Origin of the sequence: Staphylococcus sp. HMSC062H10 (genome assembly GCF_001836945.1) — a bacterium.
Classification (GTDB): Bacteria; Bacillota; Bacilli; order Staphylococcales; family Staphylococcaceae; genus Staphylococcus; species Staphylococcus aureus.
In genome coordinates, this window is the sequence record NZ_KV831003.1 from 60,887 (window position 1) to 86,996 (window position 26,110).

The following is a 26,110-nucleotide window of genomic DNA, read 5'->3' on the forward strand; positions in this document are numbered from 1 at the left end:
TGCTCCCTCAGGAGTCTCGCCATTAATACTACGTTTTAACATGTAATTTTACTTTTAAATACTTTAAAAAATAAGACACTTTGCCCAACTTACACTACCAATAGAAACTTCTGTTAGAATTCCTCAAAATGATATTTCGCGATATGTTAATGAAATTGTTGAAACGATACCTGATAGCGAATTCGATGAATTCAGACATCATCGTGGCGCAACATCCTATCATCCAAAAATGATGTTAAAAATCATCTTATATGCATATACTCAATCTGATTTTTTATTCATACTACATTAAACTGCACTCGTATACATACATATCAATGGTTATCCACGAAAAATATTAGTACTTTCATTTTACGAATCACATTAATACAAACACAATCTTATCTTTATATTATTAAATTTACATTTGACACTTATATTGAACAACTGTAATATATTAATATTAATTCTTTAAAATGTATAAATATAAAGGAGGGGGAGACCCATGAATTCTATCATTGAATTAACTGATCATTATAGCTCTAACAATTATGCACCACTGAAGCTTGTCATTTCTAAAGGTAAAGGGGTCAAAGTTTGGGATACTAATGGCAAACAATATATAGATTGCATCTCAGGTTTTTCAGTTGCAAACCAAGGCCATTGTCATCCAACAATTGTTAAACCGATGACAGAACAAGCTTCAAAGTTGTCTATCATTTCACGTGTCCTTTATAGTGACAATCTCGGGAAATGGGAAGAAAAAATTTGTCATCTTGCTAAGAAAGACAAAGTACTCCCCCTTAACTCTGGTACTGAAGCTGTTGAAGCAGCCATTAAAATTGCTAGAAAATGGGGCTCTGAAGTTAAAGGCATCACTGACGGACAAGTTGAAATCATCGCTATGAATAACAATTTTCACGGTCGTACACTTGGCTCATTATCACTATCTAACCACGACGCATATAAAGCAGGATTTCACCCCCTACTTCAAGGCACTACAACAGTAGAATTTGGAAATATTGAGCAACTAACACAAGCTATTACACCGAATACAGCAGCAATTATTTTGGAACCAATTCAAGGTGAAGGTGGCGTTAATATACCACCGAAAGGATATATCCAAGCTGTACGTCAATTATGTGATAAACATCAAATATTATTGATTGCAGATGAAATTCAAGTTGGTCTTGGTAGAACTGGGAAATGGTTTGCTATGGAATGGGAGCAAGTCGTTCCAGACATTTATATTTTAGGCAAGGCATTGGGCGGTGGCTTATACCCTGTATCTGCTGTACTAGCAAATAATGATGTCATGCGTGTTCTAACACCAGGTACACATGGTTCAACATTTGGGGGTAACCCTTTAGCCATTGCAATATCGACCGCAGCGCTTGATGTACTTAAAGATGAACAACTGGTTGAACAATCAGAACGCTTAGGTTCATTTTTATTAAAAGCGTTGCTACAACTTAAACATCCTAGTATTAAAGAAATTAGAGGTCGTGGTTTATTTATAGGCATAGAGCTTAACACAGATGCTGCACCTTTTGTGGATCAACTGATTAAACGTGGAATCTTATGCAAAGACACGCATCGTACTATCATTCGATTGTCACCACCTCTAGTCATTGATAAAGAGGAAATCAATCAAATTGTTGCAGCTTTTCAAGACGTTTTTAAAAATTAACAATTAATCATTTATATATGATATAGGAGGGATTCATGATGATTAAAGTAGGTATCGTTGGCGGTAGCGGTTATGGCGCAATTGAATTAATTCGATTATTACAAACACATCCTCATGTAACGATTGCACACATCTACTCACATTCAAAAGTAGATGAACCGTTGAAATTAACATTTCCACATTTACAACATATTATGCAACATTTCGAAGCACTTACAGTTGACAATAATGACTGTGATGTAATTTTCTTTGCTACACCGGCACCCGTGAGTAAAACATGTATCCCTCCTTTAGTAGAAAAAGGAATTCATGTTATTGATTTATCTGGTGCATTCAGAATTAAAAACCGTGAAATATATGAAGCATATTACAAAGAAACTGCTGCATCACAAGACGACTTAAATCACGCTATCTATAGCATTTCAGAATGGCAATCGTTTAATAACAATGGAACGAAGCTCATTTCTAATCCTGGCTGTTTCCCTACAGCAACATTATTAGCATTACATCCACTCATTAGCGAAAGAATTGTAGATTTGTCATCTATTATTATTGATGCTAAGACCGGCGTGTCAGGTGCTGGACGTTCATTATCACAACGTGTTCATTTTTCAGAAATGAATGAAAATCTAAGCGCTTATGCAATCGGAAACCATAAACACAAACCGGAAATCGAGCAATATTTATCTATCATTGCGGGTCAAGATGTATCAGTGATATTCACACCACATCTCGTACCAATGACACGTGGCATTTTATCAACGATTTATGTCAAATTAACTTCTAAATATACAACTGAATCATTACATAAATTAGTATCTTCTTATTATGCTGACCAACCTTTTGTCAGAATTAGAGATATCGGAAATTTCCCGACTACCAAAGAAGTACTCGGCAGTAACTACTGCGATATCGGTATCTATGTAGATGAAACAACGCAAACAGCAATTTTAGTATCAGTGATTGATAACCTTGTCAAAGGGGCAAGTGGTCAAGCCATTCAAAACTTAAATATATTATATGATTTTGAAGTTACGACTGGCCTAAAACAATCACCAGTTTATCCATAAGGGGTGTTAGAATGAAACATCAAGAAACGACATCACAACAACATAACTTTTCAATTATTAAACATGGCGATATCAGTACACCTCAAGGCTTTACGGCCGGTGGTATGCACATCGGTTTACGCGCTAACAAAAAAGACTTTGGCTGGATTTACTCATCGTCTTTAGCAAGTGCAGCTGCCGTATATACTTTAAATCAGTTTAAAGCTGCACCACTTATCGTTACTGCAGAAGCTTTACAAAAGTCTAAAGGAAAATTACAGGCACTCATTGTGAATTCAGCAAATGCAAATTCTTGTACCGGTCAACAAGGCATAGATGATGCACGACAAACACAAGCTTGGGCTGCTCAGCAACTCCATATACCGTCTGAACACGTGGCTGTAACGTCTACTGGTGTTATTGGCGAATATTTGCCTATGGATAAAATTAAGACTGGGACCGAACATATTAAGGATACTAAGTATACAACGGCTGGTGCGTTTAACGAGGCAATTTTAACAACTGATACATGTACAAAGCATATCGCTGTATCACTAAAAATCGATGGTAAAACCGTTACAATTGGTGGTAGCGCCAAAGGTTCAGGTATGATTCACCCAAATATGGCTACCATGCTTGCTTTTATAACAACAGATGCATCAATTGAATCGAATACACTTCATCAATTATTAAAATCTTCGACTGATCATACATTTAATATGATTACTGTTGATGGCGATACAAGTACAAATGACATGGTATTAGTTATGGCAAATCAGCAAGTTGATCACCAAACATTAAATCAAAACCATCCACAATGGGAAACATTTGTTGATGCATTCAATTTTGTCTGTACATTTTTAGCTAAAGCTATAGCCAGAGATGGCGAAGGCGCAACAAAGTTAATCAGTGTCAATGTTTCAGGCGCTAAATCAATATCAGACGCAAGAAAAATCGGTAAAACTATCGTAAGTTCAAACTTAGTCAAATCAGCAATTTTTGGCGAAGATGCCAATTTCGGTCGAATCATTACAGCTATTGGCTACAGCGGATGTGACATTAATCCACACAGCACATATGTTCAACTGAACCAAATACCTGTCGTGGATAAAGGTATGGCTGTACTATTTGATGAGCAAGCTATGTCGAATACATTAACTCATGAAAATGTCACAATTGACGTTCAGCTTGGTTTAGGTAACGCTGCAGCGACTGCATACGGTTGTGATTTATCCTATGATTATGTGCGTATTAACGCATCATATCGAACATAAGGTGGTGTTGGTTAGATGAAATTTATTGTCATTAAAATTGGTGGCAGTACACTAAGTGACATGCATCCATCAATTATTAACAACATTAAGCATTTACGATCAAACAACATCTACCCCATTATCGTTCATGGCGGTGGCCCATTTATTAATGAAGCATTATCAAATCAGCAAATCGAGCCACACTTTGTTAATGGCCTAAGAGTGACTGATAAAGCAACCATGACTATTACTAAACACACGCTCATTGCAGACGTTAACACTGCATTAGTAGCTCAATTTAACCAGCACCAATGTTCTGCAATAGGCTTATGTGGTTTGGATGCTCAATTATTTGAAATTAAACGTTTTGATCAACAATATGGATATGTCGGGGTACCGACCGCTTTAAATAAGGATGCTTTACTGTATATATGTACTAAATTTGTACCTATCATCAATTCGATTGGTTTCAATACCCATGATGGAGAATTTTACAACATAAATGCAGACACGCTTGCCTATTTTATTGCATCATCATTAAAAGCGCCTATTTATGTATTAAGTAATATTGCAGGTGTACTCATCAATGATGTTGTTATACCTCAATTGCCATTAGTCGATATTAATCAGTATATTGAGCATGGTGATATTTATGGAGGTATGATTCCCAAAGTGCTTGATGCTAAAAATGCTATTGAAAATGGCTGTCCTAAAGTTATCATTGCATCAGGAAACAAGCCAAATATCATTGAAGCTATTTATAATAATGATTTTGTTGGGACAACGATACTAAAATCATCAGTATGACTTTGAATATGACCACTCAATCTTGTATTATTCGGCTTCGAAACATAGTTGTACCTATTTGTTTAATGATTATGCAGCGTCACCTTTTCACCTGTCTCATTTCACAAAAGAAATTTCAGAATACAGTATGATACAATATGAGATGCAAAAAAACTAATAACCTTTTACAAATTTGTTCATCAAAATATTTTAAGTTTTGCAAAGCTTTTCATTGTGATTATTTTCACAAAATACTATAATGAGGATAGTAAATAGAGAGGAGTCCTTAAGTTGACAAAACGACAAATGGGTATATTCATTTATGCTGGAATTATCGGTGGCTTGTTATCTGGAATTGTAAAATTAGGTTGGGAGGTCATGTTTCCACCTCGCACACCAGAACGTAATGCAACGAACCCACCTCAAGAGTTATTGCAACAATTAGGATTTAGTAGTGAGTTTACGCATCAAACATATACATTTTCAAATATGCAATTGCCTTGGGTAAGCTTTATTGTCCACTTTAGTTTTTCTATCGTCATTGCAATTATTTACTGCATATTAGTTAAAAAATACGCTTACTTAGCAATGGGACAAGGTGCTGTTTTTGGTATTGCTATTTGGGTATTATTCCACCTTATCATTATGCCAATCATGCATACTGTACCTGCTATGTGGGATCAACCATTCCAAGAGCATCTGTCAGAATTCTTTGGCCATATCGTCTGGATGATGACAATTGAATTAGTGCGACAACATTTTGTCTATCGCTATAAATTAAATTAATACACTGACTAACATTAACGTGAGTTTTAAATCATCGTTTGAGTATGATGATTGATACTCACGTTATTTTATTAACTGACATGATATGATTCCAGCCAACTTACGTGAGCATTAAAGTCTCAAATGCGTCGTAACAAGCCATTATTTTTGGCAATTTCAATATTGCTCAGTATATTTTCACCTTATCACTTACTTTAATCTCGTTATGATTTTGAATGATGCCATCGTGTATTCACCTTTCATTTTTCCAATAAAAAAAACATCTAACAGTAAACATTTAGGCAGTATATTTTAAAATCACTGCGCAATGATACTGTCAGACGTCATATTAACTACTCAATAACTGAAATACAGACACTTTTTTATACCCCCAGGGTGCTTGTCCTAAGAAACATACCTGTACCATAAACTGATCAAAAATAAATTGTTTGAACTTCACTTCACGTGATTGATAAAAGTGTGATTGCGTCATATCATAAATGTCCAATCCTTTGATTAAACCTTCACCAATCAATTTTGTAAAACTTTCTTTTTGTGTCCATATTTGATAAAAATCATTTAAACTACATATTTGCTGTGCTTCGTTTGTAGAGAAACACGTCACTAATGTACGCCAGTCTAAACGTTGTGATATCTTTTCGATATCAATACCAACTGGTTCTTTATCGACAACACACACGATATAAGGATAACTATATGATAAGCTCACATAGATGGGCTGTCCATCACGATTGTGTTGAACAATATCTGCCTTACCTCGTGGCGAAATGTGATAATGCCATTCATGTGGTAATAAACCTGTGTCATGTTGAATTCCATATTGCACTAAAATATCTCCCAATCTGTGCATGAGTTTATCTTGATTGTATCTATAGTTGACTGTACGCGGTTTTTTATATGACCAACGACTTTGTGATATTAATTCTTCAATACTTTTCAAGTTACTCTGTAATTGCATTACAAATACTGTCATAACTTTCCCTACTTACTTATTGAATATTGTTTTGATATATTGCGCCCAATGATACAGCCAATTGTTAGTTATCGTTGGCCATTTTTCACTGATATGATTCATTATTTTTAATGTTAATTTTGTATCTATCATTGCTAGTTGTTGTTCACGGTCAACACTAGTTAATCCAATCGTTTCGTACATGTCTTGTTTCTGTAAAATTTCATTAAATGATTCATCGCTGACGAGTTCAATTTCTTTACGCTTAACGCATTCTAACAAAGATTTCACCGGCATTTTATTAGGTGATAGCACATGGTAAATGATTTGTGGTGTGTTGACCTGTGCTAATGCGACAATTTGTCTTGCAGTCGTATCCACAAAAGAAAAATCTACAGGCATTTCAGCGAGGCTAAACCCGATACAATTTAGTTGTAACAAATCATTCATTACCATTGAAAAACGGTTAGTCCTTATATTTCTCATATGCCATCTTCCATTGTAAGGACTCGTCAAATTACCAACACGTACAATCCGACCATCTAAGCCATTATTTACAGCTTCTAATACTTTTAATTCACTATAAAATTTACTCCGTGTATATGGTGATGTTAGTAGTTGTCCTTTATAGACATCCGCTTCTGAAAATGTCACATCTTCTGTGTCTATATCAAAATAAGTTCCCACACTTATCGTAGACACATATATTAACCTTGCATGATGTTGACGTGCCAAACGTATGACATCAACAGTACCTTGAACATTTACTTTTTCAAATTCATCATCATCACCAAAATGATCTGTACGAGCACCTGCATGAATAATCGTATCCATGTTTTCTGGTAAAACAACATCATCCATACACTCAAAATCACCAACAATGACTTCAATGTTTGATAACATCATTTCAACCGTCTCTTCTGAAAAATAATCATTTAAATTCGTCATCAACTTATACCATGCTATTTCCTCATTATCAGCACGTATGAAACAATAAATGCGATGACTGTATCCTTGTAGTGCTTCAATCAGATAAGCACCTAAAAAACCTGTAGCGCCAGTCAATAGTGTATTTCCTAGAGGTCGATGACTTAGACTATCCTCTAAAATACCCAAATTATAACGAGACATAACAATCTTTTGTAATTCCGAAAGATTATCCGGTAATGCGACTAATGATTGTTGATTTTGGTGCATATAATTAACAATCTGTCGCACGGTTTTATATTGATATAATGTCTGCATTGAAATATGATGGCCAAATCGTTTTAAATGCGAGACAACTAACATCGCCTCTAATGAGTTACCACCAAGTTCAAAGAAGTCATCGTCAACACCGACATCATTTTGTTTCAATACCTCTCCGAATACATCAACAAATGTCTGCTCAATTTCATTAGATGGTTCGCTATACACTTTATTAGACTGTTGTATAGGTGATGGATTTGGCAAACGCGTAGTATCCACCTTGTCATTCGTAGTTAATGGTATACAATCGATATGCGTTATAGTCTTAGGAATCATATACTTAGGCAGATGATCATTTAAATATTGCTTCAAATCCTGCTCTACTTGTTGTTCTCCGACATAATAAGCATTCAATATATCATGCGTATCAAAGTGACTTACTGTGACAACACAATCAGATATACCACGAATAGCTAATATTGCATTTTCAATTTCATCAAGTTCAATACGGTACCCGTTAACTTTCACTTGTTTATCTATTCTTCCTAAAAATTCAATTTGACCATCAGATGTATAACGTGCTAAATCACCACTATGATACAACTTTCCTTTACCAAATGGATTATTTTGCCATTTATCAGCCATTAATTCTGGACGATTAATATATCCTATCGCTAAACTATCACCTGCAATACACAACTCGCCTGGCATACCAATACCGCATAACAAACCATCTGACATAATATACACTTGGATGTTAGATAAGGGTTTGCCAATTGGAATCGTCTCAGGTATCAAATCACCACATTGATGTGACCAATACGATGTGATGACTGTTGACTCAGATGGTCCATAGGCATTGAAATACGTGCCGCAATGCTTCTCAATATATTTAACAAAGGATGCCGTACTAGTTGCCCCGCCTGTAATCAATTTTTCAATATAAAAGTCTTCCATAACACTACACATCTGTAATGGAATCGATGCCACCGTAACACGATGCTTATTAATGAGGTGTTGTAACTGTGCTGGATTAACACGTTCCTCTCTATCTGGAATCACAAGCGTATGACCATTTAACAAACAACAATAAATCTCCATAACTGATGCATCAAAAACAATATTTGCATGTTGCAAAAATACTTCATTGTCGCCTAATTGCAATTCAGTTGACCATGCATGCACTAAATTCAACAAATTTCGTTGTCGTATGGCAACCCCTTTAGGCACCCCGGTCGTACCAGATGTGTAAATAGCATACATCTCATTATCTAACATCGCTGTGTTTTCAAGTTGATCGCCATGTAAATCATCATATTGTTCATTTTCCTTTGATTCAACAAAACCTTTAGCATTTTCCAATTGAATGACTGGTAATGTCGTTTCAATTTCAATGCCGTAAGACATGACTGCAGTTACTTTAGCATCCTCCAAAATTGCACATTGTCGCTTTTTCGGAAAATCAATATCGATAGGTATATAAGATGCACCTACTTTAACTGTCGCCAACATCGCCGCAATCATTTCAAAACTACGTTCTGTTATTAAGGCAACCCGTTGACCATTGCCCACACCATTTGATAGGAGCATGTGCGCAATAGCATCTACATATTCATGTAACGTCTCATACGTCATTGCCAAATCATTCATAACTAGCGCAACATGATTACCTTGTCGTGAGACAACTTCATTAAAGTAACTTATGATAGATTTATTTCCCAGGACATTAAGCATTCGATCGTTAACATGCGTATTAACCCAATTTAGAAGTTCCTCCGTGCCGTTTGGTATATCACAAATTTGTAGTGTATCTTGATGCTTCAAAATATAATCAATCATAATCATACATTGATTACCCATGTGACGAACTGTTTCTGAGTGATATAAATCGGTATTATACTCGATATTGATTGTATAGTCATCGCAATCTTCTTCAATGATGAAAGATAAATCAAATTTCGCCGTCACCGATTTGGGTTGAATGTGTGTTAATTTACTATGCCCAAAATGAGCATGATTCGTTTCATTGTTTTGTAGTACTAACATGACATCAAATAATGGGTTCCGTGAGGCATCATGTGATTGATCTAAGTCATTTACTAAACATTCGAATGGGTATTCTTGATGCTCATATGCCTCCAAACTCATTTCCTTAACCTCTTGTAAAAACTGTATCCACATTTTATCAGGTGACGGTTGCCCTCTATATACCAACGTATTAGCAAACATGCCTAGCATTTTCTCCGTGCCTTTATGCATACGCGCACTCATGACACTACCGACTACAACATCATCTTTTCGAGCATATCTGCTTAACAGCGTCATGACCACACTCATAAAGAACATAAAATCAGTAATTTGATGCTTTTCTACATACTTTTGAAGTAGCTGTCTCGTTTGTTGATTCATTGTAAATGATATCATTGCTCCATTTGTCGTTTTAATATTTGGTCTAACATAGTCTGTCGGTAAGCTTAAAATAGGTACTTCATCTTTGAATTGAGATAACCAATATTGTCTATGTTTCGTCATATCACGATGCGACATCCACTCACTATAGTCTTTATATTGCAATTTAAGTGGTAACAATAATTTATGTTGATAAAGTGCGTTAAGATCATTCATTAATTGTATATTACTCATACCGTCATTAATGATATGATGTGTATCTATAAACAGGTATGCATGTAATGGACTTCGAATGTATCTCACTCTAATTTGACTCGGCGTTTCCAAATTAAAAGGTGCCACAAATTGGCGCATGATTTCTTGTTCATCCGTAAAATGTGTGTTAACTTTTTCAAAGTCAGCTACAACATCTGCCACAATACGTTGTCGAACCTCATCATCTACAACAATATATTGTGTTCGTAGAATCTCATGTCGCGCTATCAAATGCTGAACTGCTTGTCGCAATTGAGCTACATTAAGTTCTGATGATAACCGCCATAAAAAAAGTACGTTATATACCGTATCTTTATGGTTTGATTTCCATAATAAATACATACGCTTTTGTGCAGAGCTCAACACATAATCATCTTTAACTATAGCTTCAGGAATCACTTCATAGTTTTGTTCTTGAACCTTAGCAATTGCTTGTGCTAGTTCAAATACAGTTGGCTTTTGTAATAAATCACCAATTTGTAATCGTTTCCCAGTAGATGCCTCTATCCGATTCACCACTAACGTTGCTTTTAATGAATGGCCACCTAATTCAAAGAAATTATCATGAATACCTACTTGATTCACATGTAAAATATCTGCAAAAATTTGGCATAGCAAGTGTTCGGTATCTGTACTCGGGGCTACATAGGCATCCGTATCGACATAGTCCATGATAGGCAATGCCTTCTTATCTAATTTCCCATTAATAGTAATAGGAATTTGCTCAATATGCATAAAATTAACTGGTATCATGTACTCCGGTAAGGTCATACGTAATTGTGATTTAATCTTATTATGTGATAATGTATGCATCGCTTCATAATAAGCAACGATATACTGATCTTGATCATGATTTTGAACAATAACAACTGCTTTATTAATACCTTGTATACGCTCGAGCGCATGCTCAACCTCTGACAACTCAATCCTAAATCCTCGAATCTTAACTTGTTTGTCCTTACGATATAAATAATCTATGTTGCCATCGGGTAACAAACGAACGATATCACCACTTCTATACATCAGCTGATTTATATTTGAATCTTTGATAAATTTATCTGCTGTCAATTCTGGCTGATTTAAATAACCAGCAGCTAACCCAAAGCCACTTGTACATAATTCTCCAGGAATACCAACGCCACATCGACGCTCGCCTTGCATGATATAAACGTGAGTACCAAGAATCGGTTTACCAATAGGAATACGATTTGGAACTTTGTTAGGTATATTATACGTCGTTGTAAATGTTGTATTTTCAGTTGGTCCATAACCATTAATAATTTGAGGATGCTTCGGTCTTTGATTAAGCAAATCCACCCACTTAGCATTCAATACTTCTCCACCAATTAATAAATACTTTAACGGTACCAATACTTCTATTCGTTCACTAGCAATCTGATTAAATAATGAGGAGGTTAACCACATAGTATTAACGGCATTTTCATTGATTAATTGTTCTAACGCTATTGGATTTAATAATTGTTCTTTTTTAGCAACAATCAGTTTTCCACCATTGAGCAATGCACCGTATATTTCAAATGTTGCAGCATCAAAGGCTATAGTTCCTGATAACAAAATCGTCGTCTCTTCATTTAATGGTACATAATGATTTTGATGGACCAAGCGAACAATACCTCGGTGCGGAATTAGTGTCCCTTTAGGGTTACCAGTTGTCCCCGACGTGTAAATAACATAAGCATGATCTTCTAACGTGTTACATTTAGAAAGATTATCAACTTCTTCCCACACGATCGCGTCCAACTCAAAGTGTGGGATACAGTCATCATTATTGTTGTATGCTACTTGATATGTGATTACAACTTTAGGCGTTGCATCTTTTAAAATGTACTCCTGACGATCACTTGGATAGTTCGTATCAATTGGCACGTAAGCCCCACCAGCTTTCAACACACCTATCATCGCTATTATCATCTCAATACTTTTTTCAGCTATGACAGCGACACGATCATTAGGTTCAACACCGTACTGGTTTCTCAAACGGTGTGCTAAATCATTCGCGCGTGCATTCAATGTTTGATATGTTATAAACACTCCGTCAAATTGCACAGCGACATGATTCGGCGTTGCTTCAACTTGTTGCTCAAATAAGGTAACAACTGTTTGCGCATCATCTATCTCAGGCAAACTTAAATTGATATCGTCATATAATTGAATATCACTTTCTGTCATCAAATTAAGTTCATCTACGGTTGTTCGTTTATTTCCATTTTCTTCAGTAATTTGCAAATAAATATTTTGAACTAAGTCACTCAGAGTCTCGATTGAGAGCAAATCATATGCTGCACTGTTATATATAATTTTGAACCCGTGTTGATGTGGAAAAATTTCAATATCCGCTAAAGATGTATGTGCATCATGTATTTGATGTACATCCTCAATAACATCATTACAACAAGACATCATTTGATGATAACAATGAAAAATAGTCTCTAATGAAAGCGAAGACTTCGCGCACTGTAATTGCGACATATTTTGCAACACACTTTTATTAAAATCTGTTGTAAAACGTTGACATACATCTTTTGCATCGATTGTTAACGTTAATGGCACAATATTTCCGTGTAAATCATTTGGTAAATGTGATGGTACATGTATACCTAATGTGACATCATGTTGTTGACTCATTATATGGTTAGCTAAATACACACTAACAGCCAACGATGGCAAATCTATTGATGTCATATCATCAATCAAATACGTTTGATATAAAGCTTGCTCAAATGGATGCTTAATTGGTAAATAACTATCAATATGGATGTCAGAGTTATTCTCTAACCGAAAGTAGTTTGAGTCTAATGCTATATGCGATGCATCTTGATTGTCTTTATCATCATTTCTATTTAAATGTGCATGCTGTCGAGTATTATTAATAACAGTATTGCCACGATATGCATTGCATAAATCATCAAGAAAAATATCAATTTGACTATCATCGAAAATGGACACATGAAAATCTAATAGTATATATGCAGCATCAGCGAACTGAAACAATTTAAATTTGAATAAAGGTGAATCGTTAAAATGGTAAGTACTTAATTCTTGCTTAAAAAAAGCTTTTAAATCATAGTTTACAGAAGAAGATGGAACTTGTTTTATCTCAATAAAAGGCAGAAATTCATGAAGTATCATTGTTAAATTGTCATCGGTAGTAACATCAAAAAAATGTCTTATAGATGCATGTTGTTGCACAATTGTCGATAATGCATACATCATTTTAGTAGCTTCAACATTTTTAGCGAGTTTAACCCAATACGCATTACGGTGTGTCGTTGATTCTGTATTATTTTTGTATATACGAAAATATTCCTGTTGAAATCTCAAATTACCCATAATCATAAAAAGTCCTTCTTTCATATCATAATACTCATTACTTACTGAAATTGCATGATGATATGATAATGAATGATAGTACTACTTATCTCGTTAGAAGATGATTATGACGAAATATCATTTGTAACACCAGGTTAATAGCGATATATTTTTACCCTAAAATACATCTTGTATCAATCATCAAACGTTTTAAATGTAATTTGCATACATTTTGATAAATAACACTTTGTTTTTCACTCATAACTATCATTTGTTCATATCATTCATTAACTTCAGTACAGTTGTTACAAAATATCCATGAAGCAAGTTTATATTAAACAAACAACTCGCATAAAACAATTGTTATCATTAAATTTTAACAAATTCTTAATAAATTTATCTCTATTTTAATTACGACCAAATTAATAGGTTTTCAACATAAAAAGATGCATAGAATAAATATTTAAATAAATTCAATTTGTATTAACTTGTTTTTGCCCCCCGAATACACCAGCAACAAGCATGCTAGCACCAATTGTTAAAACTATAAACATATACAGTCCCATTTGTAATGTCGTTAAGAAAGCACCCAACACAATCCCTAACCTAGCTAGTGTTTCTGAAAAATGAATGCCTAATGCATTAACTGCACTATATGTTCCTCTTTTAGCTTTAGGAATAATTTTAAAACGTTGTTCTGAAACTATAGGCGAATAAATAATTTCACCTACAGTCGCAATTATCATAAAAACAACTAATAAGCCAAACTGATTAAGATAGGTTAGACCACTATAGCCAACAATATAAATCAGCAAACCAGTGATTAAAGCTTTTTTAAAATCTATTTTCAATACAACTTTCGAGATTGAATACGTGAGTAAAATGACGACGACCGTATTAATCATTAGCAAGATTGCTAACATCTTAGCTCCTGTAATATCATATGAACCTATACTTATTGTTTCAAACTGATCCTTTAGTCTAATAGCAATATATGAGGAAATTGAAAATTCACCCATCATGATGATACTGAACCCCGAAATCAATAACATATAATTACGGTCTTTCAAAACTAATTTATAACTGCGAAATATATTCATTATTTGTAATTTTTGATAACGACTTGCATGTTTCTTGTCATCACTTTGCTTTACTTGATTTCGGTCTTGGGGTAACCAAATATATAAAATAAACAGTACAATTAAAAATATACAAGCGGCTATTAAGAAAAGCAGTAACATACTGTAGCCATACATCAAGCCACCTAACAATGCTCCAATAGCTACCGATAAGTTCGTCATCCAATAGCTAATCTTGTATATATAATGTTCCACGTCTTCGGTAATTGCATCCATAATTAATGTGTCCATAACTGGAAATTGTAATCCCCAAACGATTGTAAATATGGCATATGCAACACAAAAACCAATAATTTGCCACAATTGATGTGACCCAAATATGCCCATGAACACAAGCATTATCACCATCGTCGCTTGATAAATAAGTACTAGCAACTTTTTCGGAAATATCTCAATAAGGTAACCAGATATAATAGACAATGGAAATTTTAGAATCACTAAACCAACAAGGTATATACCGACTATTGATTGACTTAACATATCTGTTAAATATAGTGCTATAAACGGTATAAATGCTGTCGTAATAATTAACTGTAAAAAATTGCTAATCAATCGTACTTTCAAAGTCGTACTTAAACGTTTCATTGATAACTACACCCCTATCCGCACATATGCACACTACCATTTATATAAAATCTATTATTTGATCATATGTTGAAGCAAAGAATTTTTAGTTATGGCAAATTTATTTAATAAATAATTGCATCGACTTTAAAATGCATCTTGCATATAATGTCTCAAAAAAAATCAGCACTATATGACTATATATTATTCCAATTGAGTGAAATTTATCAACATTTGCGTAAGTGAACACATATGTGCGTAAATGTTGCGGATGCTCACTATAACGAACTAATCAATATGCGTAATCGCACTAAAAAACTACTACCATCTATAAAACGGTAGTAGTTTTCGATGAATAGAATTATGCACCATCTTAATTCATTTAACTATGCAACTCTGCCTCAAGTTTACCTAAATGTCTTAATGTCGGCGTTAATGCAGCAAAGAAAAAGCCTTCTTTTAATTTACGTACTTGTGGTGAATATGGTGTATATGCTCTTGAGCCACCATTGACAACAGAAGCTTGATTCACATCTAACAATAAATAGCCGATATCCTTCTTCAATGATATTAATTCATTTAAATGTGAAGTTAAGTTACCGTCATCTAATATTGCATAATATTCCTCTCTAAGTTGACGATAACGTTTTTTAAAAGCTTCAACATCATACTCTAAATATTGATTTATTCCGTTTTGCGCATTTGAAAATGCATCAATTAACTCTAAAGAACTTTTAATTGAGCCTAATCCTATTGGAATTTGGTAAGCAATAAATTGCGGGCGAATAGTTGCCGCAAACTGCTTCGCATCATGCGTGATAATTTGTGATTGTGGCACTACGACCTGATTCAAAGTAATTTGATACGTTGCTGAGCCATTTACCCCTAAAAAGTTTGTTTTTTCAACAAGAGTGATACCATCTTGATTAGCACGTAGAATGAACATGACAAATTCATCTGATGATTCATGCTTCGAAATCGCACCAAAATAATGGTCTTCTTGAATATTACTTACAGCTGGCATACGTCCACTGACAACCAATTGTCCATCAACATAAGTGTGTTCAAGGTTCAACTTTTCTAAATCATTAAATGACTTCATCGGATTAGACAATCCGGTAGCACCTAATATTTCTCCAGATAACAATTGCTGTTGTAAGTCATTATTTAAATGTGTCTGTGTGGCATTTTCTAAATACGTTGAAAAAGCCAATTGGCACCATAAACAAAATCCTGTTGTCAAACAAGACTGCGATACAGCTTCGATTACTTCAGCATTTTTTCTCAGTGTCGCTTCACCAAAATAGCCATCTACAAATAATTGTTGGATAAATGTTCTCGGATAATACGTCCCTTCATCAACTTCTACTAAATGAGGATCTAATTGTTCTTTGATAAGCGTTTCTAAAGTCATCATCATCTCTCCTTATTCACCAAATCTTCTAAGTATAAACTGCTCAATATAACTAATGAATCGATCAATAATAAAACCAAATAATCCGATAAAGAATATTGCTGCTAAAACATCTTCTAAGTTCAACATATTTCGTGCATCAACGATTAAAAAACCTAACCCCGACTGTGCACCAATCATTTCACCAGAAACTAAAAATATCCAACTCGTTCCTACCGCCATATGTATCCCAGCCATGATTTGTTTAAATGCCCCGGGAAATAATATATTGCGATACAATGACCACCCAGTTAAATTTAAATTTGCCGCTATTTTTAAATATTGAGGTTCAATGTCTCTAACGCCTTTAATGGTATTGAACGCAATTGGGAAAAAAGCAGCGATAAAAATAATCGCAATCGCTGGCAAACTACCAATACCAAACCATAGAACAACAAATGGTGCCCAAGCTATCGGAGATATCGGCCTAATCAATTGAAATAGCGGTTCGATAGCGTTGTATAGCCAACGATTCCTTCCAAGCAAGAAGCCCAATGGAATAGCAACCAACAATGCGACAACAAAGCCCGCTACAAATCTCCATAAACTAATTGCTAAATGTTGGAAAATTTCTCCAGTAACAATGAAAGTCCATATACTTTTTCCTACAAGAGCAGGACCAGGTAACAATACAGGTTGGTAATGCCCAATAATAATGACCATTTCCCAAATGCCTAAGAAAATAATAAATGTGATAATAGGTAATATAATTTTATTAATTGTGAGACGTGTCATGAACGTGATGCCTCCTTATACAATGACGGTTCAACAAAGTCATCATATGCAGGTGGATTAAACAAATGATGTTGTTTTACCAATGTCGTAATTTCTTGATAGCCGGATGGCTTAATTGTTAAATCACCATAGGATGTCCATGCCGCTGACTGTGTTAAAACGTCACGACTTTGTTTAAAATGATGCGTCATAATGTCTACACTTTGCTTGCGATCATTCATTTTAAAGCCAGACTTTTTATAATCTTGTACAAATGCTTGCGCTACATCCTTGTGTTGATCAAGCAATTCGCCTCTCAGTACTAGCACACAGCAATACGCATCAGGTATAACGTCATCACCATGTTTCAAAGTCTTACCTTTGCCTAACTTTTCACCCAGTGCACCGAATGGTTCGGCTACAGAATACCCTGTAATTCTGTGTTCACTTAATGCGGCTGGCATTTCTGCTGGCGACATTTCATGATAGCTAAAATGCCCCGGTTTAATCTTTAATTGTTCTCGTAATGCTTCAAGTAAGAGATAATGTGTTGAATAACGATGCGGTATACCAAAATGGTAATCATCGCCATTATTATTAAATTCATTTAAGTGCATACCTTTTTGTCCCATAATGACATTGCCTTCATGATGACCCAATGCCACAGCTTTTATATTCGAGCCCTTCTGCTTTGATTTCATCGCGAGCTCTATTAAAGTTGATGCACCATCAATACGACCACTGTTTAATGCGTCCATTAAATCTGGCCAATTATTGAATTTAACTAATTCTAATTTATATTTCGGATGATTGTGTTGTGATAATAATTTTTTAGTCATCATCAAATTAGCTGAATGTGTAATCGGCAAATATCCAATTTTAATCACTTGCTGATGTTGGGCATTATTAGACGGTTCTTTAGACGTCCTTTGCCAATCACATCCTGTAATTATAAAGATTCCAATGATGACGATTATGCTTAACCTTTTCATCGTCACTCACTCCTTATAAATAATATTCAGGTTCAACTTGATGATGATTCAATGCAAATTTTTCCATAATTTCATTACGAATCTTAAGTAGGTGGCTATCATTACGACTGCGTGGATGTGATGCTGTAATTTCATATTGAGAAATAATATTGCACCCTTCACCTAACAGAACAATGCGGTCGGAAAGATAAATAGCTTCATCAATATCGTGAGTGACTAAGATAATAGTTGATTCCGTTTTGTGTTTTAGTTGTACTAGTTGATCCTGAAGTTTATAGCGTGTAAATGCATCTAATGCACCTAATGGCTCATCCATCAATATAACGTTAGGCTTATGCACATGCGCTCGACATAATGCTACACGTTGTTTCATACCACCGGACAATTGCTCGGGAAAATGATTTCCTCTGCCTTCTAAATCAACTAATTTAAGCTGTGCGTTAATCTCTTCATCACTAATTTTCTGTTGGAATCCAATCCTAATGTTGTCATTAATCGTTTTCCATGGCAGCAGATTATGATGTTGAAATAGCATTAAACAATCTGGAGATGGCTGTTGTTTAATTTCGTTATCAATAATGACACGACCAGATGATGGATGAATAAATCCACCGATGATATTGAGTAAAGTAGACTTCCCGCAACCACTTTTCCCTATAAAAGTGACTATTTCTCCCTTGCTAATGTCCAAATTAAAGTTATGAATTACTTTATGTGATCCAAAGTGATGTTGTAATTGTTGTATTTTAATCATGACAAGCCCCCTTTTAATCCCTACCATTTTAATAAGAATTAAATGTATATCTAAAGGGCTATGCCAAACACAGCCCTTATATCGTGAATTGTTATATCTATAGATGATTATGGCTTGGTGCGAACCCTCTTATAACATAAACGTTATTCAATTAACGACGTTATATTAATTTCAGCTCTACTAAATTTCAATAAAATGATTATTTTAGACAAAACTTGCATTTAGTTCATTAGTTTCGTCATATCAACTACTTACATTTATAGCATTGAGCTATTCTAATTAACTGCAATCGAAATCCACGCCAAACCTATATACATATATCTCATCAACTTGTTGTCTTATTAAAGTTTTTCGATGCCATCAATCGGTGTATCAACTGCTTTGCGCGCGCGACGTACCGCTTCTTCATCAGGTGCGTTGTATAAACAAATACATTTAGACATATCTTCACATACATATGTGCGTTTAAATTCAACTTCTGGCACTTCTTCATAATGAACAGAATTTTTCTTTTTACGTGCTAAATATTGATCCATCGTAATGCCTTCCGGAATGTTCCAAGTTACAAGGTAATCAACATGTGCATCACCATTTTTTACTTCATCTAAATCTTTACCAACTAAGCGTACCTCTTTGACTAATTGAATGCTAATACCTGCTTCTGTTAAAAATTGTTTAGCTTCTGCTTCGTCATTTGCTTCCACAATAAAATAGCCATGAGTTAAATTTTCAGTAGCTTGTACTTCAATTAATGTTGGAATTGTCTTCGTAGATAGTGATGATGCCTTTGCTTCTAGTTCTTCTTTCGTTGATGCAAAATCAAGATTGTTAGCTTCTAATAAAAATAATGTCATTAATAAGACCTCCTATAACAATGGTTGAAAAAAATATTACTATAATTCTTATCGGATTACAAGGATATTGAGCGATTTTTTTAAATATTTAGATAAAATTCTGCAAAATATATTTTCAAAGAGTATAAAAATAATGTTAGGGTATAAGTAAATAAAGATATATATAGGAGGCTATCATTATGGATAAAGAATCTGTCGTAGCAAGTTTAGCAAGAAACAAAAAGATTGCTGTAGAAACAATGACCGGTCAAAGGTACATCATAGAACGCATTTTACATACAAATGATGAAAAACATATTCATATTTTGAAACCTAAAGATGTCGTGTTAGATGTAGATACCATCAAAGACATCGACGAAAATCATTTAGATGATGCAACATAAGTATAAAACGAAACGTGCGCCTATGACATAGATTAATGTTTTAGGCGCAACAATGTTTTATTTATGTTAATTTGTCGAAGTATGGCTCATCTAATGGATTCAATTGTAAGTTTTCAATTTGCAACGTTGAATGTGCAATGCCATATTTTTCTTTCAACAATGATGATACTTGATCAATCGCTTGATAATCATCGCCCTCATATTTTTTATCTAACACAACATGGGCACTTAATGAGTAATGTTCTGTTGTAATACTCCACAAATGAAATTCATGTACATCTAATATGCCATCTATGTTTTTTATATCTGCCATAATTTGATCAGTATCCAAATGTTGAGGCACACTTTCCATTAAAATTAACCACGCATTACGCGTAATTTTATAACCACCACGTAAAATGATGAGTGAAATTACAATACTAATGATTGGGTCGATGATGCGCCACCCTGTAAAGTAAATCAATACAACTGCAACGATGACACCAATTGAGTTCAATAAGTCTCCCATGAAATGCCATAATGCACTTTGAATATTGATATTGTCTTCTTGTTTTAAAGACCTTACAAGTATAACAGTCAAAATAATATTGACGAGTAAACCAATACTAGCAATCATAAACATAATGCCACTTTCAATGGGTTGCGGATAAATAATACGTACAATAGCTTCATATAAAATCCAGATTGAAATTACAATTAATGCTAAACCATTTAAAAATGCAGCTAATATCTCAAATCTTAAATATCCAAATGTGTATCGTGCAGTCGGCTTCTTACTTGCAAAATAAATTGCCAACATTGACAAACCGAGTGCTAATACATCACTAAGCATATGAAATGAGTCTGACAGCAATGCTAATGAATTAGATACTAAACCTCCAACAAATTCAATCACTGTAAATAATAGTGTGATGATAAGTGATGCCCATAGCGTCTTTTTAGAACTTTGTTGAATTTTTTGATGATCGACATGATGAAAATATTTGTATCTGTTTATCGTATTCGCCTTTTTCCCGTTCATAGTTTGCCACTCCTAAATAAATGCGTCGTATTTAATATTGTCTCTTTTAAAAATAATTCTTTATAGCTTCTCAGGTTAATATTAATGCTTCCGTAATTAACCATGATTTATACATCATCGTTCTTTACATGACAACTCATTAATCTTTACCCTTTATACCTTTATGTAATATCAGCTTGGAAAAACTTTTACAGCACACTCGCGCTTTGCTTTATCCCTATCATATAGAAATTTTTAATAATGTACGAGATTATTGTGTTAGTTACATAAAAATGACAAAAAAGTTTCTCAAATTCATTTGTTTTATTTCATCAAGTCCAAAAATAACAATAGCTTTAATGATTGTTCCACATATTAAAACAAACGATGACTTATCACATTGAACTTCATATTTCTAAATCACCATAATTCATAAACAACTCTGTCCTTATAATAGCCACATCGCAAATTAGCATAATTAAAAACAGCAGTAAGATGATTTGCAATTAAAAACCATCCTACTGCTATTATTTTAGTCATTATATCCTAATATCATTATGCATGTTCCTAAATATTTTGTTTCGCTTAAAATCTAAACAACGCCGTAAACATGCTAAGACTTACCGCTAGACTGCATACAAACACGCTTCAGAAACGATATTTATTCTAGTACAAACCTTTTAAAGCATTGCTTGTATCAATATAAATATTTTTAACTTGTTGATAGTTACTTAACGCACCTTTATAAGTTTCTCGACCGATACCTGATTTTTTATAACCACCAAATGGTGCGCCTTCTGGTACTTGGTTGTAAGTGTTAATCCAAATACGTCCTGTACGAACAGCTTTAGCAATATTTAATGCACGTGTGATATTTTGAGAAAATACGCCGCCAGCTAAACCATACTCTGAATCATTAGCTATATCAATTGCTTCTTGATCGTCCTTCACTTTAATCACTGTTAACACTGGTCCAAATATTTCTTCTTGCGCTAATTTATGATGATTATCTGGCACAGCAATTAATGTCGGTTCAAAGAAGAATCCTTTATCTAAACCATTTTCAGTTAAACGATGACCACCTGCTAAAATTTGTGCATCTGATTCTTTTGCTGCATCAATATATGATTGAATTTTATCTAATTGATCCTTACCAGTTTGACTACCCATTTGTGTAGCTTCATCTTGTGGATCTCCAACTTTAATATTTGAAAATGCCTCTTGTAAACGTGGCAACAATTGATCATAAATTTTTTCATGAACTAATAATCGAGAACCTGCACTACATACTTCACCTTGGTTGAATAAAATACCTAACTGAATACCTTCAACTGCAAGGTCTAAATTAGCATCATCTAATATGATATTGGCACTTTTACCACCAAGCTCTAAAGTAGCAGGTACTAGATGTTTCGCTGCAGCTTCGGCAACTTGATAACCTACATCAGTTGAGCCCGTAAATGATAATTTATCTACACCATCATGATTGAAAATTGCATTACCTGATTCTGAACCTTTACCAGTTAGTATATTGACAACACCTTTAGGTAATACCTCTTGGAAAATTTTAGCAACTTCCAATAAACTTAATGGTGTTGAAGACGAAGGTTGAATCACAATTGTATTACCTGCAGCAATGGCTGGCGCAATCTTCCATGCAGCTAATAGCATTGGGAAGTTCCAAGCAACAACAGCACCTACGACGCCAATCGGCTCATGTCGTACGATACTCATTGTGTCTTTATCGATATCATTCACTGTACCTTCTTCTGTTTCAATAACACTTGCGAAATAATGGAAATGTCTTGCAGCAAATGGAATATCAATTGCTGTTGTCTCACGAATCGGTTTACCATTATTTAATGTTTCAATCATTGCAATTTTATCTTTTTGTGCCATTAATTTATCACCAATATCACGCAACATTTGTGCACGTTCTGATTTAGAAGTTAATGACCATGATTCAAATGCCTCTTGCGCCACTTCGACTGCATGATCGACATCTTTATCTTTTGCTCTTGTAATATGTGATAGTGTTTCTCCAGTTGCTGGATTAGTCACTTCGATTGTTTCGTCACTGCTACCTTTAACAAATTCCCCATTGATAAATAAACCATAATTCTCTGCTATATAATCTCGAACGTTTACTGCCATATTATCTCTCCTTTGTTTATTGGCTATAATATAAATCTCTTAGCATCATATTTAATAATGCTTTTAAACGATATGATTCACATTATATAGTAAGCGTTTACATTTTATAAAATAATCAGCTCACAGAAGTCTCATTTTTAAAACTTTTGCGTCGTTTTTGCACATAAAAATAATCTTATTTTCGAAAACATATTGCACTTTTCAAAAATAAAACACATAATATAACTATAATACTTGAGAATAATTCTCATTAAATAGTTTGCTTGTTATGAAAGTCGCGCTTAAAATGCGTTAATGGGACAAGGATAATTCAACAACGTTTCATTTTACTGAGTCATTGCACTTATCATACACATTATATTTAGCATGAGTTATATTACTAAAACAATATTACATGCGCATTAGTACTAGAATGGAGTTTTTTCAATGCGACTTATTTTAATCGTCATTGGCTTAATATTTACAGCGCTTGGTATTGCAGGTGCCGTATTACCTTTACTGCCAACGACCCCTTTTTTACTCGTAGCAGTTTTTTGTTTTGCTCGAAGTTCAGATCGCTTTTACAATTGGCTTATTAATCAAAAAATTTATAAAGAATATGTAGAAAACTTTTATTTACATCGCGGCTACACGCTACAACAGAAAATTAAAATTTTAATTAGCTTATACATTGTAATAGGTTTTTCAATTTATATGGTGGATGTTCTTGCAGTCCGTGTAGGATTAATCATAATGGTTATCATACAAACCGCTGTACTCTTTACATTTGTAAAAACATTACCCAAATCAAATAATAAAATAGAGGAGTGATTGCCCATGTTCATGGCAGAAAATAGATTACAATTACAAAAAGGCAGTGCGGAAGAAACGATTGAACGTTTTTACAATAGACAAGGTATTGAAACTATTGAAGGCTTCCAACAAATGTTTGTCACTAAAACATTAAATACCAAGGATACAGATGAAGTTAAAATCTTAACTATTTGGGAATCTGAAGATAGCTTTAATAATTGGTTGAATTCCGATGTATTTAAAGAAGCTCATAAAAATGTACGTTTAAAAAGTGATGACGATGGACAGCAAAGTCCAATATTATCAAATAAAGTATTCAAATATGATATTGGCTACCACTATCAAAAATAAACATATTAAAAACCCCTAGTCACCGCTGGTTGTCTAAACCAACTTCATGATTAGGGGTTTTTTATTATTTATGACGTAAAGGTACGAATTCATCCGGCTTGTCTGAACGCAATCCAAAATAATATTCTATTGCTTCACAAATACGTCGTGATGCTTGTCCATCACCATATGGATTATTCGCTTGACTCATACGTTGATACGCTTCATCATCCTCAATCAATTGTTTCACATTTCGAACAATATTGTCATAATCTGTGCCAATTACTCTCGATGTTCCCGCCTCAACGCCTTCAGGACGCTCTGTATGATTCCTTAATACCAACACAGGTTTTCCAAATGTAGGAGCTTCCTCTTGAATACCACCAGAATCTGTCAGTACGAGGTACGATTGATTTGTAAAATTATGGAACTCAATCGCATCTAATGGCTCAATTAATTCAATCCGATTTCTCCCAGATAAATATTTTTCGGCAATCGCTCTTACCTTTGGATTACGATGCATTGGATAAATGAAGACAACATCTTTATATTCATCTGCCAAATCTCTAACTGCTTTAAAAATCTGATGCATCGGTTCCCCAATATTTTCACGACGATGCGCTGTTAGTAAAATAACTTTCTTGCCTTTATGTTTATTAATGATCGTTGAAACAAAATCATTTTGAACTGTTGTTGACAATGCGTCAATAACTGTATTTCCGGTAATAAAGATACTCTCTTTGTCTTTGTTTTCAAAAAGTAAATTTTTAGCTGCAATTACTGTTGGCGCAAAATTCAATTCAGCAATATTACTTACCATGACTCGATTTAACTCTTCAGGAAATGGTGAGTATTTCTGATGTGTTCGAAGTCCAGCTTCTACATGTCCGACCGGAATTTGATGATAAAATGCTGCCAAACTTCCTACAAAAGTCGTTGTAGTATCACCATGTACTAAAATCATATCCGGCTGTTCCTCATTAATGATGCTATCAAGTTTTGCAAGCGCATTCGCCGTAAGGCCCGCTAACGTTTGTTGATCTTGCATAATATTTAAATCATGATCAGCTTGAATATCAAATATACTTAACACACTATCTAACATATCTCTATGTTGTGCTGTAATCACAATGTTCGCTTCAAAGTTCCCATTATGATCAATTTCTTTTACTAATGGTGCCATTTTTATTGCTTCGGGTCTCGTACCGAAAATAACCATAATTTTTTTCATAACATTATCCTCTCTGAAGTTCAAACACATGACAGCTTATCTTTTCTTAATCATGTATGCCCTAGTTTGACAC

General features: G+C 34.3%; 19 protein-coding genes and 1 pseudogene. 9 read left to right on the forward strand and 11 right to left on the reverse strand.

The window, feature by feature from the left end; all coding sequences use genetic code 11:
• Positions 1–70: 70 nt before the first annotated feature.
• The 6 genes and pseudogenes from HMPREF2658_RS14485 to HMPREF2658_RS13305 form a co-directional block, all read left to right on the forward strand.
• Positions 71–274, forward strand: a pseudogene (locus HMPREF2658_RS14485) (IS5/IS1182 family transposase); the annotation flags it as partial.
• Between the two features lie 210 nt (positions 275–484).
• Positions 485–1,669: an ornithine--oxo-acid transaminase gene (gene rocD / locus HMPREF2658_RS13285; protein WP_054194491.1), complete on the forward strand. Its 1,185-nt coding sequence runs from the start codon at positions 485–487 to the stop codon at positions 1,667–1,669.
• 38 nt (positions 1,670–1,707) lie between these two features.
• Entirely contained in the window at positions 1,708–2,739 is a 1,032-nt protein-coding gene (argC, locus tag HMPREF2658_RS13290; RefSeq protein WP_000598494.1) for an N-acetyl-gamma-glutamyl-phosphate reductase, read from the forward strand.
• Positions 2,740–2,750: 11 nt separating this feature from the next.
• Positions 2,751–3,992, forward strand: a complete 1,242-nt coding sequence (gene argJ, locus HMPREF2658_RS13295) for a bifunctional glutamate N-acetyltransferase/amino-acid acetyltransferase ArgJ (protein ID WP_000682591.1) — start codon at positions 2,751–2,753, stop codon at positions 3,990–3,992.
• Positions 3,993–4,007: 15 nt separating this feature from the next.
• A complete protein-coding gene (gene argB, locus HMPREF2658_RS13300) occupies positions 4,008–4,778 on the forward strand; it encodes an acetylglutamate kinase (protein WP_000668887.1) in 771 nt (256 codons plus the stop codon).
• Between the two features lie 285 nt (positions 4,779–5,063).
• Positions 5,064–5,543: a YagU family protein gene (locus HMPREF2658_RS13305; protein ID WP_072468837.1), complete on the forward strand. Its 480-nt coding sequence runs from the start codon at positions 5,064–5,066 to the stop codon at positions 5,541–5,543.
• 328 nt (positions 5,544–5,871) lie between these two features.
• On the opposite strand, the gene ausB is transcribed toward HMPREF2658_RS13305, so the two are convergent.
• The 8 genes from ausB to HMPREF2658_RS13345 form a co-directional block, all read right to left on the reverse strand.
• Entirely contained in the window at positions 5,872–6,516 is a 645-nt protein-coding gene (gene ausB, locus HMPREF2658_RS13310) for an aureusimine biosynthesis 4'-phosphopantetheinyl transferase AusB (protein ID WP_000215727.1), read from the reverse strand.
• Between the two features lie 12 nt (positions 6,517–6,528).
• Positions 6,529–13,704 carry an aureusimine non-ribosomal peptide synthetase AusA gene (ausA, locus tag HMPREF2658_RS13315; RefSeq protein WP_070854492.1) on the reverse strand — a complete coding sequence of 2,392 codons (7,176 nt, stop codon included), beginning with the start codon at positions 13,702–13,704 and terminating at the stop codon, positions 6,529–6,531.
• Between the two features lie 446 nt (positions 13,705–14,150).
• Positions 14,151–15,401 carry an MDR family MFS transporter gene (locus HMPREF2658_RS13320; RefSeq protein WP_000826852.1) on the reverse strand — a complete coding sequence of 417 codons (1,251 nt, stop codon included), beginning with the start codon at positions 15,399–15,401 and terminating at the stop codon, positions 14,151–14,153.
• A gap of 361 nt (positions 15,402–15,762) precedes the next feature.
• A complete protein-coding gene (locus tag HMPREF2658_RS13325; RefSeq protein WP_000171665.1) occupies positions 15,763–16,794 on the reverse strand; it encodes an acyl-CoA/acyl-ACP dehydrogenase in 1,032 nt (343 codons plus the stop codon).
• A 12-nt stretch (positions 16,795–16,806) separates the two neighbouring features.
• Complete coding sequence (locus tag HMPREF2658_RS13330) at positions 16,807–17,568, reverse strand: ABC transporter permease (protein WP_000197554.1); 762 nt, start codon at positions 17,566–17,568, stop codon at positions 16,807–16,809.
• A complete protein-coding gene (locus tag HMPREF2658_RS13335) occupies positions 17,565–18,539 on the reverse strand; it encodes an ABC transporter substrate-binding protein (RefSeq protein WP_000826681.1) in 975 nt (324 codons plus the stop codon). Before HMPREF2658_RS13335 ends, HMPREF2658_RS13330 begins: the two co-directional genes overlap by 4 nt.
• Positions 18,540–18,552: 13 nt before the next feature.
• A complete protein-coding gene (locus HMPREF2658_RS13340) occupies positions 18,553–19,293 on the reverse strand; it encodes an ABC transporter ATP-binding protein (RefSeq protein WP_070854471.1) in 741 nt (246 codons plus the stop codon).
• A gap of 341 nt (positions 19,294–19,634) precedes the next feature.
• Entirely contained in the window at positions 19,635–20,147 is a 513-nt protein-coding gene (locus HMPREF2658_RS13345) for a DUF4242 domain-containing protein (protein ID WP_000171926.1), read from the reverse strand.
• A 179-nt stretch (positions 20,148–20,326) separates the two neighbouring features.
• Between HMPREF2658_RS13345 and HMPREF2658_RS13350 the strand changes: the two genes are divergently transcribed.
• The gene (locus HMPREF2658_RS13350; protein ID WP_000356967.1) at positions 20,327–20,530 is read left to right on the forward strand and encodes a hypothetical protein; all 204 of its coding nucleotides are present in this window, start codon (positions 20,327–20,329) and stop codon (positions 20,528–20,530) included.
• A 61-nt stretch (positions 20,531–20,591) separates the two neighbouring features.
• On the opposite strand, the gene HMPREF2658_RS13355 is transcribed toward HMPREF2658_RS13350, so the two are convergent.
• On the reverse strand, positions 20,592–21,551 hold the full coding sequence (locus tag HMPREF2658_RS13355) for a cation diffusion facilitator family transporter (protein WP_001013475.1): 960 nt from the start codon (positions 21,549–21,551) through the stop codon (positions 20,592–20,594).
• A gap of 645 nt (positions 21,552–22,196) precedes the next feature.
• Entirely contained in the window at positions 22,197–23,684 is a 1,488-nt protein-coding gene (locus HMPREF2658_RS13360) for an aldehyde dehydrogenase family protein (RefSeq protein ID WP_000290386.1), read from the reverse strand.
• A 426-nt stretch (positions 23,685–24,110) separates the two neighbouring features.
• Between HMPREF2658_RS13360 and HMPREF2658_RS13365 the strand changes: the two genes are divergently transcribed.
• Together HMPREF2658_RS13365 and isdI are read left to right on the forward strand one after the other, a co-directional pair.
• A complete protein-coding gene (locus tag HMPREF2658_RS13365) occupies positions 24,111–24,494 on the forward strand; it encodes a YbaN family protein (RefSeq protein WP_001237005.1) in 384 nt (127 codons plus the stop codon).
• Between the two features lie 6 nt (positions 24,495–24,500).
• Positions 24,501–24,827 (forward strand): staphylobilin-forming heme oxygenase IsdI, encoded by a 327-nt coding sequence (isdI, locus tag HMPREF2658_RS13370; RefSeq protein ID WP_000480605.1) that lies wholly within the window; start codon positions 24,501–24,503, stop codon positions 24,825–24,827.
• A gap of 64 nt (positions 24,828–24,891) precedes the next feature.
• On the opposite strand, the gene cap8P is transcribed toward isdI, so the two are convergent.
• Positions 24,892–26,037 (reverse strand): type 8 capsular polysaccharide synthesis protein Cap8P, encoded by a 1,146-nt coding sequence (cap8P, locus tag HMPREF2658_RS13375; RefSeq protein WP_000723456.1) that lies wholly within the window; start codon positions 26,035–26,037, stop codon positions 24,892–24,894.
• Positions 26,038–26,110 lie beyond the last annotated feature (73 nt).

Bases quoted from the DNA above. Each gene is read 5' to 3' on its own strand.
- rocD (WP_054194491.1), top strand. From the start codon at position 485: ATGAATTCTATCATTGAATTAACTGATCATTATAGCTCTAACAATTAT.
- argC (WP_000598494.1), top strand. From the start codon at position 1,708: ATGATTAAAGTAGGTATCGTTGGCGGTAGCGGTTATGGCGCAATTGAA.
- argJ (WP_000682591.1), top strand. From the start codon at position 2,751: ATGAAACATCAAGAAACGACATCACAACAACATAACTTTTCAATTATT.
- argB (WP_000668887.1), top strand. From the start codon at position 4,008: ATGAAATTTATTGTCATTAAAATTGGTGGCAGTACACTAAGTGACATG.
- HMPREF2658_RS13305 (WP_072468837.1), top strand. From the start codon at position 5,064: ATGGGTATATTCATTTATGCTGGAATTATCGGTGGCTTGTTATCTGGA.
- ausB (WP_000215727.1), bottom strand. From the start codon at position 6,516: ATGACAGTATTTGTAATGCAATTACAGAGTAACTTGAAAAGTATTGAA.
- ausA (WP_070854492.1), bottom strand. From the start codon at position 13,704: ATGATTATGGGTAATTTGAGATTTCAACAGGAATATTTTCGTATATAC.
- HMPREF2658_RS13320 (WP_000826852.1), bottom strand. From the start codon at position 15,401: ATGAAACGTTTAAGTACGACTTTGAAAGTACGATTGATTAGCAATTTT.
- HMPREF2658_RS13325 (WP_000171665.1), bottom strand. From the start codon at position 16,794: ATGACTTTAGAAACGCTTATCAAAGAACAATTAGATCCTCATTTAGTA.
- HMPREF2658_RS13330 (WP_000197554.1), bottom strand. From the start codon at position 17,568: ATGACACGTCTCACAATTAATAAAATTATATTACCTATTATCACATTT.
- HMPREF2658_RS13335 (WP_000826681.1), bottom strand. From the start codon at position 18,539: ATGAAAAGGTTAAGCATAATCGTCATCATTGGAATCTTTATAATTACA.
- HMPREF2658_RS13340 (WP_070854471.1), bottom strand. From the start codon at position 19,293: ATGATTAAAATACAACAATTACAACATCACTTTGGATCACATAAAGTA.
- HMPREF2658_RS13345 (WP_000171926.1), bottom strand. From the start codon at position 20,147: ATGACATTATTTTTATTAGAAGCTAACAATCTTGATTTTGCATCAACG.
- HMPREF2658_RS13350 (WP_000356967.1), top strand. From the start codon at position 20,327: ATGGATAAAGAATCTGTCGTAGCAAGTTTAGCAAGAAACAAAAAGATT.
- HMPREF2658_RS13355 (WP_001013475.1), bottom strand. From the start codon at position 21,551: ATGAACGGGAAAAAGGCGAATACGATAAACAGATACAAATATTTTCAT.
- HMPREF2658_RS13360 (WP_000290386.1), bottom strand. From the start codon at position 23,684: ATGGCAGTAAACGTTCGAGATTATATAGCAGAGAATTATGGTTTATTT.
- HMPREF2658_RS13365 (WP_001237005.1), top strand. From the start codon at position 24,111: ATGCGACTTATTTTAATCGTCATTGGCTTAATATTTACAGCGCTTGGT.
- isdI (WP_000480605.1), top strand. From the start codon at position 24,501: ATGTTCATGGCAGAAAATAGATTACAATTACAAAAAGGCAGTGCGGAA.
- cap8P (WP_000723456.1), bottom strand. From the start codon at position 26,037: ATGAAAAAAATTATGGTTATTTTCGGTACGAGACCCGAAGCAATAAAA.